General features: G+C 64.4%; 11 protein-coding genes. All 11 read left to right on the forward strand.

All coding sequences use genetic code 11. From position 1 onward, the window contains the following. Window positions 1–114 precede the first annotated feature (114 nt). The 11 genes from rplK (at window position 115) to F9Z44_RS02400 (ending at window position 17,380) form a co-directional block, all read left to right on the forward strand. Window positions 115–546: a 50S ribosomal protein L11 gene (rplK, locus tag F9Z44_RS02350; RefSeq protein WP_056267423.1), complete on the forward strand. Its 432-nt coding sequence runs from the start codon at window positions 115–117 to the stop codon at window positions 544–546. After that, window positions 547–1,242 carry a 50S ribosomal protein L1 gene (rplA, locus tag F9Z44_RS02355; RefSeq protein ID WP_056267428.1) on the forward strand — a complete coding sequence of 232 codons (696 nt, stop codon included), beginning with the start codon at window positions 547–549 and terminating at the stop codon, window positions 1,240–1,242. Window positions 1,243–1,497: 255 nt separating this feature from the next. After that, entirely contained in the window at window positions 1,498–2,025 is a 528-nt protein-coding gene (gene rplJ, locus F9Z44_RS02360) for a 50S ribosomal protein L10 (RefSeq protein ID WP_069048047.1), read from the forward strand. Between the two features lie 42 nt (window positions 2,026–2,067). Continuing rightward, window positions 2,068–2,442: a 50S ribosomal protein L7/L12 gene (gene rplL / locus F9Z44_RS02365; RefSeq protein WP_159603258.1), complete on the forward strand. Its 375-nt coding sequence runs from the start codon at window positions 2,068–2,070 to the stop codon at window positions 2,440–2,442. Between the two features lie 261 nt (window positions 2,443–2,703). Further along, on the forward strand, window positions 2,704–6,828 hold the full coding sequence (gene rpoB, locus F9Z44_RS02370) for a DNA-directed RNA polymerase subunit beta (RefSeq protein WP_159603260.1): 4,125 nt from the start codon (window positions 2,704–2,706) through the stop codon (window positions 6,826–6,828). A 23-nt stretch (window positions 6,829–6,851) separates the two neighbouring features. Next, a complete protein-coding gene (gene rpoC, locus F9Z44_RS02375) occupies window positions 6,852–11,075 on the forward strand; it encodes a DNA-directed RNA polymerase subunit beta' (protein ID WP_159603262.1) in 4,224 nt (1,407 codons plus the stop codon). Window positions 11,076–11,220: 145 nt separating this feature from the next. Next, window positions 11,221–11,814, forward strand: coding sequence for a LemA family protein (locus tag F9Z44_RS02380; protein ID WP_159603264.1), 594 nt, complete (start codon window positions 11,221–11,223; stop codon window positions 11,812–11,814). Window positions 11,815–11,840: 26 nt separating this feature from the next. Then, entirely contained in the window at window positions 11,841–12,893 is a 1,053-nt protein-coding gene (locus tag F9Z44_RS02385) for a M48 family metalloprotease (RefSeq protein WP_159603266.1), read from the forward strand. A 66-nt stretch (window positions 12,894–12,959) separates the two neighbouring features. Further along, on the forward strand, window positions 12,960–14,342 hold the full coding sequence (gene rsmB, locus F9Z44_RS02390; RefSeq protein ID WP_442907235.1) for a 16S rRNA (cytosine(967)-C(5))-methyltransferase RsmB: 1,383 nt from the start codon (window positions 12,960–12,962) through the stop codon (window positions 14,340–14,342). A 34-nt stretch (window positions 14,343–14,376) separates the two neighbouring features. Next, entirely contained in the window at window positions 14,377–15,090 is a 714-nt protein-coding gene (locus F9Z44_RS02395) for a DUF4390 domain-containing protein (RefSeq protein ID WP_159603268.1), read from the forward strand. Between the two features lie 37 nt (window positions 15,091–15,127). Beyond that, window positions 15,128–17,380, forward strand: a complete 2,253-nt coding sequence (locus F9Z44_RS02400) for a sensor histidine kinase (RefSeq protein WP_236574230.1) — start codon at window positions 15,128–15,130, stop codon at window positions 17,378–17,380. The last annotated feature ends 15 nt before the right edge of the window (window positions 17,381–17,395 follow it).

Consider the following 17,395-nt stretch of genomic DNA (forward strand, 5'->3'; position numbering starts at 1 on the left):
GTTTCCAGGTGCTGGCGGGTCGGCCCGACGCCAGCGCTGTTGAAATTTTCCGGGTCCTCAACCGCGAGGAGGTTGTCCACTGTGGCAACCGTCTGCACTCGCAGGAGCTAAAAAATGGCGAAAAAAATCGTCGGCTTCGTCAAGCTGCAAGTCCCAGCTGGCAAGGCCAACCCTTCCCCTCCGATCGGCCCGGCACTGGGTCAGCGCGGCCTGAACATCATGGAGTTCTGCAAGGCGTTCAACGCCCAGACCCAGGGCGTTGAGCCAGGTCTGCCGCTGCCCGTGGTGATCACGGCGTACGCGGACAAGAGCTTCACCTTCATCATCAAGACGCCTCCGGCGACCACCTTGATCAAGAAGGCGATCAAGCTCGACAAGGGCTCTTCGGTGCCCAACAAGAACAAGGTCGGCAAGATCACGCGCGCACAGCTCGAAGAGATCGCCAAGACCAAGATGAAAGACATGACCGCCGCCGATGTGGATGCCGCCGTGCGCACCATCGCCGGTTCGGCCCGCTCGATGGGCGTGATTGTGGAGGGCGTGTAAATGGCCAAGCTGACCAAAAAACAGAAAGCCTTTGAAGGCAAGGTCGACAGCAACAAGCTGTACGCACTGACCGAAGCCATCGCCATCATCAAGGAATGCGCGAACGCCAAGTTTGACGAATCCATCGACGTGGCGATCCAGCTCGGCGTGGACGCCAAGAAGTCCGACCAGGTGGTGCGTGGCGCCGTCGTGATGCCCAACGGCACCGGCAAGACCAAGCGCGTGGCCGTGTTCGCACAGGGCGCCAAGGCCGAAGAAGCCAAGGCCGCTGGCGCCGACATCGTCGGCATGGACGACCTGGCTGCCGACATCAAGGCCGGCAACATGAACTTCGACGTGGTGATCGCCTCGCCAGACGCCATGCGCGTCGTGGGTACCCTGGGTCAGATCCTGGGTCCACGCGGTCTGATGCCCAACCCGAAGGTCGGCACCGTGACGCCCGATGTGGCCCAGGCTGTGCGCAACGCCAAAGCGGGTCAGGTCCAGTTCCGCGTTGACAAGGCCGGTATCGTGCACGGCACGATCGGTCGCCGTTCGTTCGAAGCCGACAAGCTCCAGGGCAACCTGGTGGCGCTGCTCGATGCGCTCACCAAGGCCAAGCCCGCCACCAGCAAGGGTGTGTACCTGCGCAAGGTGGCGGTGTCGTCGACCATGGGTGTCGGCGTTCGTGTGGACATGCAATCCATCTCGGCGTAATCGCGAGAAAGAATTCGGGCGATGCAGGTCGCCCGGGTGTGGTGGGCCCAGGGGCTGGTTGTGATGACCGACCCTCGGGGCCATCCAAGACCGTTGGTGTCGAATCAAGTTCTTCGGAATGCGGTCCGACTTAATTGTGACAAGCCAACGCAGATGGCGATCCCGCTGCAGATGGAATTCGTTCCGAAACAGTTGATCGCTGCAATGAGGCGTGTCTCAGGTCGTTGGACCGAAGGCACATTTAAGGAGTAGACCTTGAGTCTGAATCGCAGTGAGAAAGAAGCGGTCATTTCCGAAGTGACCAGCCTCGCCGCAAAAGCTCAAACGCTCGTGATGGCGGAATACCGTGGCATCACGGTCGCGAACATGGACAAACTGCGCGTCACAGCCCGCAGCAACGGTGTGAGCCTGAGCGTGTTGAAAAACACCCTGGCCCGCCGTGCGGTGGCTGGTAGCGCATTTGAAGTGGCCGCCGACCAGATGACCGGTCCGCTGATCTATGGCTTCTCCGTCGACGCCGTGGCCGCCGCAAAAGTGGTGGCCGAGTTCGCGAAAACCAACGACAAGTTGGTCATCCGCGCCGGTGTGTACGGCGGCAAAGTCCTGGACGTCAATGGCGTGAAGCAGCTCGCAAGCATTCCTTCGAAAGAAGTGCTGCTGGCCCAGCTGTGTGGCTTGCTGATGTCGCCCATGTCGCGTACGGCCGTTGTGCTGGGCGCGCTGGCGGCGAAAAAAGGCGAAGGCGCTGCCCCTGTGGCAGCCGAGGAAGCGGCTGCCGCCTGAGTGGCGTGCACCGTTCGTTCAACCAATTGTTAGGAAATCAAAATGGCATTCGATAAAGACGCATTTTTGACCGCGCTGGACAGCATGACGGTCATGGAACTCAACGACCTGGTGAAAGCCATCGAAGAGAAGTTTGGCGTGAGCGCAGCCGCCATGGCCGCCCCCGCAGCCGGTGGTGGCGGTGCTGCTGCCGTGGCTGAAGAGAAGACCGAATTCAACGTTGTGCTGCTCGAAGCCGGCGCCAACAAGGTCTCGGTCATCAAGGCCGTTCGCGAAATCACCGGTCTGGGCCTGAAAGAAGCCAAAGATCTGGTCGACGGCGCACCGAAGAACGTGAAAGAAGGCATTGCCAAGGCCGACGCCGAAGCCGCCATGAAGAAGCTGGTGGAAGCCGGCGCCAAGGCCGAGCTGAAGTAATTCGCTCGTTCCCCAAGGCTGGAGTGCTCGAAAGGGCCTCCAGCCTTCTGTGCTTTCAGAGCACACCCACAAGCCCGGTCGCCGACCCTGCTTATGAGTGTCTTCTGACCCCGACTGCAGAAGACGACTTGGTTCGGGCCTGTGTGCAATGCACAGGCCGTCCGCCAATGGTTGGTAGAGGCCAGCCACCAAGCAAGTCACCAGGAATCCGTCCTCCTGGTAGGCAAGACAGTCGCCGCAGACCTCAAGCCCGGAGATCTCATGGCCCCAGCATCGAAATACTCATACACCGAACGCAAACGCATCCGCAAGAGCTTTGGTACCCGCGAAAACGTTCTCGCGATTCCTTACCTGCTGCAGATGCAGAAAGACGCCTACACGGCGTTCCTGCAAGCCGACAACGCGCCGAAAAAGCGCACCAACGAGGGCCTGCAGGCGGCGTTTGAAGCCGCTTTCCCCATCGTCTCCCACAACGGTTTTGTGGAGATGAAGTTCGTTGAGTACAACCTGGCCAAGCCCGCTTTTGACGTGCGTGAATGCCAGACCCGTGGTCTGACCTTCGCCTCGGCTGTGCGCGCCCGCGTGCAGCTGATCATCTATGACCGCGAGTCCTCGACGGCGCAGTCCAAGGTGATCAAGGAAGTGAAAGAGCAGGAGGTCTACATGGGCGAAGTGCCCCTGATGACCGAGAAGGGCTCCTTCATCATCAACGGCACCGAGCGTGTCATCGTGTCGCAGCTGCACCGCTCGCCCGGTGTGTTCTTCGAACACGACAAGGGCAAGACGCACAGCTCGGGCAAGCTGCTGTTTTCCGCTCGCATCATTCCCTACCGCGGCTCCTGGCTCGACTTTGAATTCGACCCCAAGGACGTGTTGTTCTTCCGTGTCGACCGCCGTCGCAAGATGCCGGTCACCATCCTGCTCAAGGCCATCGGCCTGACGCCGGAAACGATCCTGGCCAACTTCTTCGTCAACGACCACTTCCGCGTGATGGACAGCGGCGCGCAGATGGCCTTCGTGCCCGAGCGCCTGCGCGGTGAAGTCGCCCGTTTCGACATCACCGACAAGGCCGGCAAGGTCGTCGTGGCCAAGGACAAGCGCATCACCGTGCGCCACACCCGCGAGCTGGAGCAGTCGGGTACCACGCACATCAGCGTGCCCGAAGACTTCATGATCGGCCGTGTGGTGGCGCGCAACATCGTGGACGAGGACACCGGCGAGATCATCGCCAAGGCCAACGAAGAGTTGACCGAAGTGCTGCTGAAGAAACTGCGCACCGCTGGCGTGCAAGACCTGCAGTGCCTCTACACCAACGAACTTGACCAGGGCGCGTACATCTCGCAGACCCTGCGCATCGACGAGACCGCCGACGAGTTCGCCGCGCGCGTGGCCATCTACCGCATGATGCGCCCCGGCGAGCCGCCGACCGAAGACGCCGTGCAGGCCCTGTTCCACCGCCTGTTCTACAACCCCGATACGTACGACCTGTCGCGCGTGGGCCGCATGAAGTTCAACGCCCGCGTGGGCCGTGACGAATCCACCGGCCCGATGGTGCTGTCCAACGAAGACATCCTGGCCGTGGTCAAGATTCTCGTGGACCTGCGCAACGGTCGCGGCGAAGTCGATGACATCGACCACCTGGGCAACCGCCGTGTGCGCTGCGTCGGCGAACTCGCCGAGAACCAGTACCGCACCGGTCTGGCGCGTATCGAGAAAGCCGTGAAAGAGCGTCTGGGCCAGGCCGAGCAAGAGCCGCTGATGCCGCACGACCTGATCAACTCCAAGCCGATTTCCGCGGCTTTGAAGGAGTTCTTCGGTGCGTCGCAGCTGTCGCAGTTCATGGACCAGACCAACCCGTTGGCCGAGATCACCCACAAGCGCCGCGTGTCGGCCCTGGGCCCGGGCGGTCTGACCCGCGAGCGCGCCGGCTTCGAGGTGCGCGACGTGCACGTGACCCACTACGGTCGCGTTTGCCCTATCGAGACGCCTGAAGGTCCCAACATCGGCCTGATCAACTCGCTGGCTTTGTATGCCCGCCTGAATGAGTACGGCTTCATCGAGACGCCGTACCGCCGCGTGATCGAAGGCAAGGTCACGAACCAGATCGATTACCTCTCGGCGATCGAAGAAGGCAAGTACGTCATCGCGCAGGCCAACGCCACGCTCGACGGCGAAGGCCGCCTGACCGGTGACCTGATCTCCGCCCGTGAAAAGGGCGAATCGATCCTGACCCCCTCCGACACCATCCAGTACATGGACGTGTCGCCGGCGCAGATCGTCTCGGTGGCGGCTTCGCTGGTGCCGTTCCTGGAGCACGACGATGCCAACCGCGCGCTGATGGGCGCCAACATGTCGCGCCAGGCCGTGCCTGTGCTGCGTCCTGAAAAGCCACTGGTGGGTACGGGTATCGAGCGCGTGGCCGCGGTCGACTCCGGCACCGTGGTGACCGCCAACCGGGGTGGCAAGGTCGACTACGTGGATGCGACCCGCATCGTGGTGCGCGTGAACGACGCCGAAGCGGTGGCCGGTGAAGTGGGTGTGGACATCTACAACCTCATCAAGTACCAGCGTTCCAACCAGAACACCAACATCCACCAGCGTCCCATCGTGAAGAAGGGCGACATGCTGGCCAAGGGCGACGTGATCGCCGACGGCGCTTCGACCGACCTGGGCGAGATCTCGATCGGCCAGAACATGCTGATCGCCTTCATGCCCTGGAACGGCTACAACTTCGAAGATTCGATCCTGATCTCCGAGAAGGTTGTGTCCGAAGACCGCTACACCTCGATCCACATCGAGGAACTGGTGGTGATGGCGCGCGACACCAAGCTGGGCGCGGAAGAAATCACCCGCGACATCCCCAACCTGGCCGAGCAGCAGCTCAACCGCCTGGACGACTCCGGCATCATTTACGTGGGCGCCGAAGTGCTGCCCGGCGACGTGCTGGTCGGCAAGGTCACGCCCAAGGGCGAGACCACGCTCACGCCTGAAGAGAAGCTGCTGCGCGCCATCTTCGGTGAGAAGGCGTCCGACGTGAAGGACACCTCGCTGCGCGTGGACCAGGGTTCACAAGGCACCGTGATCGACGTGCAGGTCTTCACCCGCGAAGGCATCACGCGCGACAAGCGCGCCCAGCAGATCATCGACGACGAGCTCAAGCGTTTCCGCCTGGACCTGAACGACCAGCTGCGCATCGTGGAAGCCGATGCGTTTGACCGTATCGAGAAGCTGCTGATCGGCAAGCTGGCCAACGGTGGCCCGAAGAAGCTGTCCAAGGGCACGACCATCGACAAGGCCTACCTGGACGACGTCGAGAAGTACCACTGGTTCGACATCCGCCCGGCCGATGAGACCGTGGCGGCCCAACTGGAATCGATCAAGAACTCCATGGAGCAGACGCGCCACAGCTTCGACCTCGCGTTCGAAGAAAAGCGCAAGAAGCTCACGCAGGGCGACGAGCTGCCCGCGGGCGTGCTCAAGATGGTCAAGGTCTACCTGGCCGTCAAGCGCCGCCTGCAACCGGGTGACAAGATGGCCGGCCGCCACGGCAACAAGGGTGTGGTTTCCAAGATCGTGCCAGTGGAAGACATGCCTTACATGGCCGACGGCACACCCGCCGACATCGTGCTCAACCCGCTGGGCGTGCCTTCGCGCATGAACGTGGGTCAGGTGCTTGAAGTGCACCTGGGCTGGGCCGCCAAGGGTCTGGGTCAGCGCATCGGCGACATGCTGCAAGCCGAAGCCAAGGTGTCCGAGCTGCGTGGTTTCCTCGACACCATCTACAACCAGGCCGGCAAGAAAGAGTCGCTCGGCGACATGAGCGATGCCGAAGTGGTCGAGATGGCCGAGAACCTCACCACCGGTGTGCCGTTTGCCACCCCGGTCTTCGACGGTGCCTCGGAAGACGAGATCCGCACCATGCTCAAGCTGGCGTATCCCGACGACATCGCCGAGATCAAGGGCCTGACGGCCACCCGCACCCAGGCGCAACTGTACGACGGCCGCACGGGTGACGCTTTCGAGCGCAAGACCACCGTGGGCTACATGCACTTCCTGAAGCTGCACCACCTGGTCGACGACAAGATGCATGCCCGCTCGACCGGCCCTTACTCGCTCGTCACTCAGCAGCCGCTGGGCGGCAAGGCGCAGTTCGGTGGCCAGCGTTTCGGCGAAATGGAAGTGTGGGCACTGGAAGCCTACGGAGCTTCGTACATCCTGCAGGAAATGCTCACCGTCAAGTCGGACGACGTGCAGGGTCGCACCAAGGTCTACGAGAGCATCGTCAAGGGCGAGCACACGATCGACGCCGGCATGCCCGAGTCGTTCAACGTGCTGGTCAAGGAAATCCGTTCGCTCGGTATCGATATCGAACTGGAACGTTCCTAATTCACCGAAAAGGAAAGAGTCACATGAAATCTTTGCTCGACCTGTTCAAACAGTTCACGCCCGACGAACACTTCGATGCGATCCGCATCGGTCTGGCCTCGCCGGAAAAAATCCGCTCGTGGTCCTTCGGTGAAGTCAAAAAGCCCGAGACCATCAACTACCGCACGTTCAAGCCCGAACGCGACGGCCTGTTCTGCGCCAAGATCTTCGGCCCCATCAAGGACTATGAATGCCTGTGCGGCAAGTACAAGCGTTTGAAGCACCGTGGTGTCATCTGCGAGAAGTGCGGCGTTGAAGTCACGCAGACCAAGGTGCGCCGCGAGCGCATGGGTCACATCGATCTGGCCGCACCTTGTGCCCACATCTGGTTCCTGAAATCGCTGCCATCGCGCCTGGGCCTGATCCTGGACATGACGCTTCGCGACATCGAACGCGTGCTGTATTTCGAAGCCTACGTGGTGACCGACCCCGGCATGACCCCGCTGAAGAAGTTCGGCATCATGTCCGAGGACGACTTTGACGCCAAGCGCAAGGAATTCGGCGACGAATTCGTGGCCAAGATGGGCGCCGAAGGCATCAAGGAACTGCTGCAAGCCATCGACCTCGACATCGAGATCGAAAAGCTGCGCAACGACCTGACCGGCTCCGAGCTCAAGATCAAGAAGAACGCCAAGCGCCTGAAGGTGCTCGAGGCCTTCAAGAAGTCGGGCATCAAGCCCGAGTGGATGGTGCTCGATGTGCTGCCCGTGCTGCCGCCGGACCTGCGTCCGCTGGTGCCGTTGGACGGTGGCCGTTTCGCCACCTCCGACCTGAACGACCTGTACCGCCGCGTCATCAACCGCAACTCGCGTCTGCGCCGCCTGTTGGAGCTGAAGGCGCCCGAGATCATCGCGCGCAACGAGAAGCGCATGCTGCAGGAAGCGGTGGACTCGCTGCTGGACAACGGCCGCCGTGGCAAAGCCATGACGGGCGCCAACAAGCGCGCGCTCAAGTCGCTGGCCGACATGATCAAGGGCAAGAGCGGCCGTTTCCGCCAGAACTTGCTGGGCAAGCGCGTCGACTACTCGGGCCGTTCGGTCATCGTGGTCGGCCCAACGCTCAAGCTGCACCAGTGCGGCCTGCCCAAGCTGATGGCCCTGGAGCTGTTCAAGCCCTTCATCTTCTCGCGCCTGGAAGCCATGGGCATCGCGACCACCATCAAGGCCGCCAAGAAGGAAGTGGAAGCCGGCACGCCAGTGGTGTGGGACATCCTGGAAGAGGTGATCAAAGAGCACCCGGTGATGCTCAACCGCGCACCGACGCTGCACCGCCTGGGCATCCAGGCGTTTGAGCCCATCCTGATCGAAGGCAAGGCGATCCAGCTGCACCCCTTGGTCTGCGCTGCGTTCAACGCCGACTTCGACGGTGACCAGATGGCCGTTCACGTGCCGCTGTCGGTGGAGGCGCAGATCGAAGCGCGCACCCTGATGCTGGCCTCGAACAACATCCTGTTCCCGGCCAACGGCGAGCCTTCCATCGTCCCGTCGCAAGACGTGGTGCTGGGTCTGTACTACGCCACCCGCGATCGCATCAACGCCAAGGGCGAGGGCATGATCTTTGCCGATCTGTCCGAGCTGCAACGCGCCCTGGACAACGGCGTGGTGGAAATCACCGCCAAGATCAGCGTGCGCCTGACCCAGCAGACGCTGGACAAGGCCACGGGCGAATGGACGCCGTCGACCTCGCTGGTGGACACCACCGTGGGTCGTGCGCTGCTCTCCGAGATCCTGCCGCGTGGCCTGCCTTTCGACGTGCTGAACAAGCCGCTGAAGAAGAAGGAAATCTCGCGCCTGATCAACACCTCGTTCCGCAAGTGCGGCCTGAAGGAAACCGTGGTGTTCGCCGACAAGCTGCTGCAAAACGGCTTCCGTCTGGCCACGCGCGCCGGTATCTCGATCGCTGTGGACGACATGCTGGTGCCCAAGGAGAAGCCGGCCATCATCGACCGTGCCGAAAACGAGGTGAAGGAAATCGCCCAGCAGTACGCCTCTGGTCTGGTGACCGCGGGTGAGCGCTACAACAAGGTGGTGGACATCTGGGGCAAGGCCGGCGACGAGATCTCCAAGGTCATGATGGCCCAGCTGGCCAAGCAGCGGACCACGGATCGCCACGGCAAGGAAGTGGACCAGGAGTCGTTCAACTCCATCTACATGATGGCCGACTCGGGTGCTCGCGGTTCTGCTGCGCAGATCCGCCAGCTCGCCGGCATGCGCGGCCTGATGGCCAAGCCTGACGGCTCCATCATCGAGACCCCCATCACGGCGAACTTCCGTGAAGGCCTCAACGTGTTGCAGTACTTCATCTCGACCCACGGCGCTCGTAAAGGCCTGGCCGACACGGCACTGAAAACGGCCAACTCGGGCTACCTCACGCGCCGCCTGGTGGACGTCACGCAGGACTTGGTGGTCAACACCCAGGACTGCGGCACCACCAACGGCACGCTGATGCGCGCCATCGTTGAAGGCGGTGAAGTCATCGAATCGTTGCGCGACCGCATCCTGGGCCGCACCACGGCCGAGGAAGTGACGCACCCCGAAACGCGCGAACTGCTGGTGCCCGCCGGCGAGATGCTCGACGAAGACATGCTCGACATGCTGGAAGCCGCTGCGGTCGACGAGGTGAAAGTGCGCACCGCACTGACCTGTGAAACCCGCTTCGGCATCTGCGCCAAGTGCTACGGCCGCGATCTGGGCCGTGGTGGTCTGGTGAACATCGGTGAAGCGGTCGGCGTGATCGCCGCGCAGTCCATCGGTGAACCCGGCACGCAGCTGACCATGCGCACCTTCCACATCGGTGGTGCGGCGTCGCGTGCGGCCGTGGCCTCCAGCGTGGAAGCCAAGTCCAGTGGTGTGATCGGCTTCAACGCCACGATGCGCTACGTGACCAACACCAAGGGCGAACTGGTGGTGATCTCGCGTTCCGGCGAAATCATCATCCACGACGAACACGGTCGCGAGCGCGAGCGCCACAAGGTGCCGTACGGTGCGATTCTGTCGATCAAGGCCGACCAGAGCATCAAGGCCGGCGCCATCCTGGCGAACTGGGACCCGCTCACCCGCCCGATCATCACGGAATTCGCCGGTCAGGTGCGTTTCGAGAACGTCGAGGAAGGCCTCACCGTGGCCAAGCAGGTGGACGACGTCACCGGCTTGTCGACCCTGGTGGTGATCGATCCGAAACGCCGCGGCGTGGCCAAGGTGGTGCGTCCACAGGTCAAGCTGATCGACGGGCAGGGCAACGAAGTGAAGATCCCGGGCACCGACCACTCGGTGACCATCGGCTTCCAGATCGGCTCGCTGATCCAGGTGCGCGACGGCATGGACGTGGGCCCTGGCGAAGTGCTGGCCCGTATTCCTGTGGAAGGTCAGAAGACGCGCGACATCACCGGCGGTCTGCCGCGTGTGGCCGAGCTGTTCGAAGCCCGCAGCCCGAAAGACAAGGGCATGCTGGCCGAGATGACCGGCACCGTGTCGTTCGGCAAGGAGACCAAGGGCAAGGTTCGCCTGCAGATCACCGACCCCGAAGGCAAGGTGTGGGACGACCTCATCCCCAAGGAGAAGAACATCCTGGTGCACGAAGGCCAGGTGGTCAACAAGGGCGAGAGCGTGGTGGACGGCCCGGCCGATCCACAAGACATCCTGCGCCTGCTGGGCATGGAAGAGCTGGCCCGCTACATCGTCGACGAGGTGCAGGACGTCTACCGCCTGCAGGGCGTGAAGATCAACGACAAGCACATCGAGGTGATCGTTCGCCAGATGCTGCGCCGCGTGGTCGTGGACAGCGTGGGTGATTCGAGCTACATCGCCGGTGAGCAGGTCGAGCGTTCGGAGATCCTCAACACCAACGACGCGCTGCGCGCCGAAGGCAAGCTGCCGGCGGTGTTCAGCAACATCCTGCTGGGTATCACCAAGGCGTCGCTGTCGACCGACTCGTTCATCTCGGCGGCTTCCTTCCAGGAAACCACCCGGGTGCTGACCGAGGCGGCCATCATGGGCAAGCGCGACGAGCTGCGTGGTCTGAAGGAAAACGTGATCGTGGGTCGTCTGATCCCGGCCGGTACCGGCATGGCCTACCACGAGGCGCGCAAGGTCAAGGAGAAGATGGACGACGAAGAGCGCCGTGCCATCGCCGAGGCCGACGCCGTGTCGCTGGCAGCCGATCAGGCCGAGCAGGCCGACGCATCGAGCACCAACGAGTCCGCGGAGTAAGGTCCTCCCCCCGCTGGCTTACAAAAGGCCCCCAGCCATCCGGCTGGGGGCCTTTTTCATGGTGCCGTCCTGCGCGTGGATGGTGGCCGCAGGTATATTGGCTCGGCCTGCCGGGGGGCGGGGTCGCCAACAAGGAGTGCTGAAGATGTCCGTTTCGCTGGGGGTGTTGCTGGGTCTGGGTCTGGCGGTGTTCTTCTGGGGCGTGGGTGCCTACAACCGCCTGGTGCGGCTGAAGAACGGCATCGCCAACGCGTTTGGCCAGATCGACGTGCAGCTCAAACGGCGCTACGACCTGATTCCCAACCTGGTGGAAGTGGCGCGCAAGTACCTGGCCCACGAGTCGCAGACGCTGGAGGCCGTGATCGCCGCGCGCAACCAGGCCCGCACGGTTGAACAGGCGGCGGCCTCCAGCCCACTCAACGCGGGCGCGCTGGGCGCCCTCGCGGGTGCCGAGCAGTTGCTCGGTGGCGCGCTGGGCCGGCTGTTCGCCGTGGCCGAGGCCTACCCCGATCTCAAGGCCGACCAGACCATGCGCGATCTGAGCGAAGAACTCGCCAGCACCGAGAACCGCATCGGGTTTGCGCGCCAGGCCTACAACGACAACGTGCTGGAATTCAACGACGCTGCCGCACAGTTCCCCGCGCTGATCGTGGCGCGCCTGTTTGGCTTTCTGCCCCAAGCCATGCTGGAGTCCACCGCCAGCGAGGCGGAGCGCCAAGCCCTGCGCATCGAGATCTGACCCTCCATCCTGAGCGCGGTCCAGCCATGCGCTTCTTTGAGTTCCAGCGCCAAGCCCGGGGCGAGACCACGCGCCTGTTGCTGGCCTTTGGCCTGACTGTGGTGCTGCTGGTGGTGGCGGTCAACGCCGCGCTGGCACTGGCCTGGGGCCTGACCTGGGGTTTCTGGATGCCGGGCGCGCTGACCTACCCGCGCCATTTCTTCGCGGTCAACACCGCTGTCACGCTGCTCTTCGTGCTGGGTGGTTGGTGGGTGGAGACCTCGCGACTGAGCGCGGGAGGCGGTGTGCGGCTGGCCGAGCAATTGGGTGCGCGGCTGGCCCAGCCCTCGGGCAACTTCGATGAACAACGTTTCTGCAACATCGTCGACGAGATGGCGATCGCCTCCAACGTGTCGAAGCCACAGGCCATGGTGGTGGCCCGGGACCAGGGTATCAATGCTTTTGCCGCCGGCTGGGACGAGGACGATGCGGTGGTCGCGGTCACCCAGGGCGCGCTGGAGCACCTCACGCGCGACGAACTGCAGGGTTTGGTCGCTCACGAGTTCAGCCACATCGGCGAGGGCGACACGCGGCTGAACATGCGGCTGGTCGGCATGGTGTTCGGGTTGGAAATGCTCTTTCGCATGGGGCAGGCGCTGTTCGAGCCCGACACCCGAGACCGGCGCATGGCGGCTGCGCTCATCGGCCTGGCCATCATGGGAGCCGGCTGGCTGGGCTGGGTGGCGGGACACGCCTTGCAGGCGGCCGTTTCCCGCCAGCGTGAGCACCTGGCCGATGCGCGCGCGGTGCAGTGGACGCGCAGCCGCGACGGCCTGGGCGGTGTGTTGCGAAAGATCCTGACCCAGCAGAACGAGGGCGTGGAGACGCGCGCCGTGGGCTCGATGGCGCAGCACATGCTGCTGGTGGCCAACGAGTCGGGCAAGGTGGCCGGCTGGTTCGACTCGCATCCGCCACTCACCGAGAGGATTCGCCGCATCTACGGCCGCAACCTGGGCCCGCTGCCTCTGCAGCGCGAAGCCGAGCCCAGTGCCGCCCCGGGCGCAGCTGCCCCCGACGCCCCGGGTTGGACGCTGGTCTGAGGTGGCGTCGTCGTCGGGCCGTGCTGGTACCCTCGCGGGTCCCACACACCTTTGCCCGGAATCCGATTGACCGCCTCGGCCGCCCCTTCCCCATCTGCCCCGCGCCCATCCGGCGCACCGCTGGGCCCCAGCCTGGCCACCCAGTTGCGCCACACCGCGCGTTGTGTGCGCGCCGTGGAGCAAGGGCACTCGCTCAGCGATGTGTTGCCGCAGGTGGCGTCCGAGCTGCGCCCAGGTGTTCAGGCACTCACTTTCCATGTGTTGCGCCATCTGGGCACGGCGCGCGAGCTGGTTGAGCAGCTGGTGCAGCGCAAGCCCGACGCTGCGGTGCAGGCCCTGCTGTGCAGTGCCTTGAGTCTGATGCTGGAAGACGCCGAAGCCGGGTCGTCCAGTGGCCTGCATTACGCAGCCCACACAGTGGTCAACCAGGCCGTGGACGCGGCGCGGCAAGACCGCGGCACCACCCGCCAGGCGGCGTTCATCAACGCGTGTTTGCGCCGCTTTCTGCGCGAGCGCCCGGTGTTGATGGCTGCGGCGATGCGCCAGCCGGTGGCGCGCTGGAACCACCCGCTGTGGTGGATCGAGCGGCTGCAGCGCGACCATCCCGATCATTGGCAAGCCATCCTGGAGGCCAACAACCAGCCCGGACCCATGACGCTGCGCATCAACCGCCGCCAGGTCGGGCGGGCGGCCTACCAGCAGGCGTTGCTGGCGATCGGCGTGGCCTCCACCCCGGTGGGTGACGATGGGCTGGTGCTCGACGCACCGCAACCGGTGGAGCGCCTGCCCGGCTTTGCGCAAGGCCATTGTTCGGTGCAGGACGCTGCGGCCCAGATGGCTGCGACGCTGCTGCTCGGCGAGCGCCACTGGAGTCCGGCCGACCGCGTGCTCGACGCCTGCGCCGCACCCGGTGGCAAGACCGCCCATTTGCTGGAGTGCGCCGACGTGAACCTGCTGGCGCTGGACGTAGATGCGCGCCGCTGCGAACGGGTCGACGACACCCTGAAGCGCCTGGGGCTGAAGGCCGAGGTGCGCTGCGCTGATGCGGCCAAGCCCGCCGCCTGGTGGGACGGCCAGCCGTTCGACGCCATCCTGCTCGACGCCCCCTGCACCGCCTCGGGCATCGTTCGCCGCCACCCCGACGTGCGCTGGCTGCGCCGCGCCAGCGACGTCAACCAGCTGGTGGCCGTGCAGCGCGGTTTGCTGGAAGCGCTCTGGCCATTGCTCAAACCGGGCGGGCGCTTGGTGTACGCCACCTGCTCCGTGTTCCGCGCGGAGGGTGCCGATCAGGTGCAAGCGTTCCTTGAGCGCCACACCAACGCGGTGCATCGCCCCTCTCCAGGCCATTTGCTGCCCGGTTCAGCCGCCCCGCAGGGGCAGTTCAACGACAATCCGTTGGGTGGATATGACGGATTTTTTTACACATGCATCGACAAGGCGACGCCTTGATCCGCCGCCGCGCCAGACGCGGTGGAGCGGTGGCATGACCCGTTGGCGACTGGCTTCCTGGGCGTCCCGGCTTGTCAGCCTTTGGGTACTGGCTTTGGGCATGATGGGTCCGGCCCAGGCCCAGAAGCCGCAGGTGTTCCAGCTCAACCTGCAGCGCACACCCGAGGCGTTGTACCTCTCGGGGCGCATGGAGTTGTCCCCCGAGCAGGTGGTGGAGGAGGTGCTGCTCAAGGCGGTGCCGCTGTACTTTGTCTGGCAGGCCGACGTCTACCGCGAGCGCTGGTACTGGGCTGATCGGCGCATCGCCAGCGTCACCCGCACCTTGCGCCTGGCCTACCAGCCCCTCACGCGCCGCTGGCGTGTGAGCCTGGCCAACGACGCCGGCGCCAGCGCCGGTGGGGCGGGGTTGCAGTACGCCCTGCACCAGAACTACGACACACTGGCCGATGCCCTGGCCGGCGTGGCCCGCGTCACGCGCTGGAAAATCATCGACGCAGCGCGCCTGCCCGCCGACGAGAACCACTACGTCGAGTTTGCATTTCGCCTGGATCTTTCCCTGTTGCCACGACCGTTCCAGATCGGTGTGGGCAACCAGCGCGAATGGAACATCGAAGTCCGCGACAGGATCAACGTCCCCCATCGGGCCGAGCCCGATCGACCGCAGGTGCCCGCCGCTCCGGGTATCGACAGCGTGGAAGTTCCGGCCAGCGCCAGGGCCGAAGCGGAAACAACGACCCCGGTCCGCTGACGTCCCCCGTGCGCCATCGCGCCCGCCCCCAACCACCGTGAACCCAGTCCACACCACTCCCACACCCCGCAAGCGGCCAGGGGCCGTGCGTTGGGCCATCGGTGCCGGCCTGGTGTTCATGACCGGCGTGGGTATGGTGCTGCTGTTCCTGCTCACCCTCGCCACACGCAACCGTGCGCTCTATGAGCAGAACTTCGGCTGGCTGGTGGCCATCAACGTTGCCGTGGCGGGTTTCCTGCTCCTGGTCATCTTATGGCTGGGCGTGCGCCTGGCCATGCGCTTCAGGCGAGGCAAGTTCGGCAGCCGCCTGCTGATCAAGCTGGCCGCCATTATCGGCCTGGTCGGCGTGCTACCCGGCTTGTTGATCTACACCGTCTCATACCAGTTCGTCTCGCGCTCCATTGAGAGCTGGTTCGACGTGCGCGTGGAGTCCGCGCTGGCCGCGGGCCTCAACCTCGGACGCACCACGCTGGACACGCTCACCGCCGACCTCAGCAGCAAGACCCGGGTGGCCGCCGAAGGCTTGGGGCGCGCGCCCAACTCGTCGGCGGTGCTCGCGCTGGAGCGCTTGCGCGAGCAACTCGGCGTGGCCGATCTCATTCTCTGGAGCGCCTCGGGTCAGGCGCTGGGCAGCTCCGGACTGTCGCGCTTCGAACTCAGCCCCGAGCGCCCCAGTGCTGCCCAGTTGCGCAGCGTGCGGAGTTCGCGGGTCGTGGCGCAGATCGAGGGACTGGACGAAGGCGCAGACGGAGAGATGGAAGCGGTGATCGCCGCCGGACAGGCGCGCATCAAGGTGCTGGCGCTGGTCAGTCCGCCCAGCTTTGGCTTCAACACCGAACCGCGCTACCTGCAGGTGGTGGCACCCTTGCCAGCCGCGCTGGTGGCCGACGCACTGGCCGTGCAAGTGGCCAACCGCGAATACCAGGAGCGCGCACTGGCCCGCGAGGGGTTGCGGCGCATGTACATCGGCACGCTCACCCTTGCCTTGTTCCTGGCGGTGTTCGGCGCGGTGCTGCTCGCGGTGCTGCTGGGCAACCAGCTCATCCGTCCGCTGCTGGTGCTGGCCGAAGGCATGCGCGAGGTGGCCACGGGCGATCTCTCGCCCAAAAAATCGCTCACCTCACGCGACGAGCTCGCCGGACTCACCCGCACCTTCGCCCTCATGACGCAGGACCTGGCGGACGCGCGGGCCGCTGTGCAGCAAAGCATGGAGCAGGTGGACGCCGCGCGCGACAACCTGCAGACCATCCTGGACAACCTCACCGCCGGCGTGGTGGTGCTCGACAGGCAAGGCCGCCTGCAAAGCGTCAACCCCGGCGCGGCTCGCATCCTGCGTACGCCCCTGGCCGTTCACATGGGCGAGCCCTTGGCCGAAGTGCCCGGTCTGGAGGCCTTTTCCACCGGCGTGCTGCAGCAGTTTGAGCGGTTCCTGTCCGACCAGACGCCGCACGAAGGCGGGTACTGGCAGCAGTCGTTCGAACTCAGCGCCAATGGCACCACACCGTTCGACGAAGGCATCACCCTGATCGCGCGCGGCGCGCTCCTGCCCAACAACGAGCGCCTGCTCGTGTTTGACGACGTGTCCGAAATGGTCTCGGCCCAGCGCGCCAAGGCCTGGGGCGAAGTGGCGCGGCGCCTGGCGCATGAAATCAAGAACCCGCTCACGCCGATCCAGCTCTCGGCCGAGCGCCTGGCCATGAAACTCGACGGCAAGGTGCAGCCCGCAGAGCAGGCCATCCTCAACAAATCGGTGCGCACCATCGTGGACCAGGTCGACGCCATGAAGCGCCTGGTCAACGAGTTTCGTGACTACGCCCGCCTGCCCGCCGCGCAGTTGCAGCCCGTCGATCTGAACGCATTGGCGCGCGACATCCTTTCGCTCTACGACAACGCCGCCGTGCCCGTGCGCCTGGAAGCTGCAGACGATCTGCCCATGGCTCAGGCCGACCCGCAGCAGGTGCGCCAGATCCTGCACAACCTGGTGCAAAACGCCCAGGACGCCATGGCCGGCGTGCCCGATGCCCAGGTGCTGCTGCGCACCCGCCGCTCCGACTCCGGCCAGTGGGTGCGCCTGTCCGTGCTCGACCAGGGCCCCGGTTTTGCCGAACACATTCTCAAGCGTGCCTTCGAGCCTTACGTCACCACCAAGGTCAAGGGGACCGGCCTGGGGCTGGCCGTGGTGAAGAAGATCATGGACGAGCACGGCGGCCGTGTGGACCTGAGCAACCGCGTGACCGAAGGCAAGGTGATCGGCGCACAAGTGTCGTTATCATTCGCAGTTGCCAATTGACAACAAGTACCGAGG

Source organism: Hydrogenophaga sp. PBL-H3, from assembly GCF_010104355.1.
GTDB lineage: Bacteria > Pseudomonadota > Gammaproteobacteria > Burkholderiales > Burkholderiaceae_C > Hydrogenophaga.

Bases quoted from the DNA above. Each gene is read 5' to 3' on its own strand.
- rplA (WP_056267428.1), top strand. From the start codon at position 547: ATGGCCAAGCTGACCAAAAAACAGAAAGCCTTTGAAGGCAAGGTCGAC.
- F9Z44_RS02385 (WP_159603266.1), top strand. From the start codon at position 11,841: ATGCGCTTCTTTGAGTTCCAGCGCCAAGCCCGGGGCGAGACCACGCGC.
- rplL (WP_159603258.1), top strand. From the start codon at position 2,068: ATGGCATTCGATAAAGACGCATTTTTGACCGCGCTGGACAGCATGACG.
- rpoB (WP_159603260.1), top strand. From the start codon at position 2,704: ATGGCCCCAGCATCGAAATACTCATACACCGAACGCAAACGCATCCGC.
- rpoC (WP_159603262.1), top strand. From the start codon at position 6,852: ATGAAATCTTTGCTCGACCTGTTCAAACAGTTCACGCCCGACGAACAC.
- rplK (WP_056267423.1), top strand. From the start codon at position 115: ATGGCGAAAAAAATCGTCGGCTTCGTCAAGCTGCAAGTCCCAGCTGGC.
- F9Z44_RS02395 (WP_159603268.1), top strand. From the start codon at position 14,377: ATGACCCGTTGGCGACTGGCTTCCTGGGCGTCCCGGCTTGTCAGCCTT.
- F9Z44_RS02380 (WP_159603264.1), top strand. From the start codon at position 11,221: ATGTCCGTTTCGCTGGGGGTGTTGCTGGGTCTGGGTCTGGCGGTGTTC.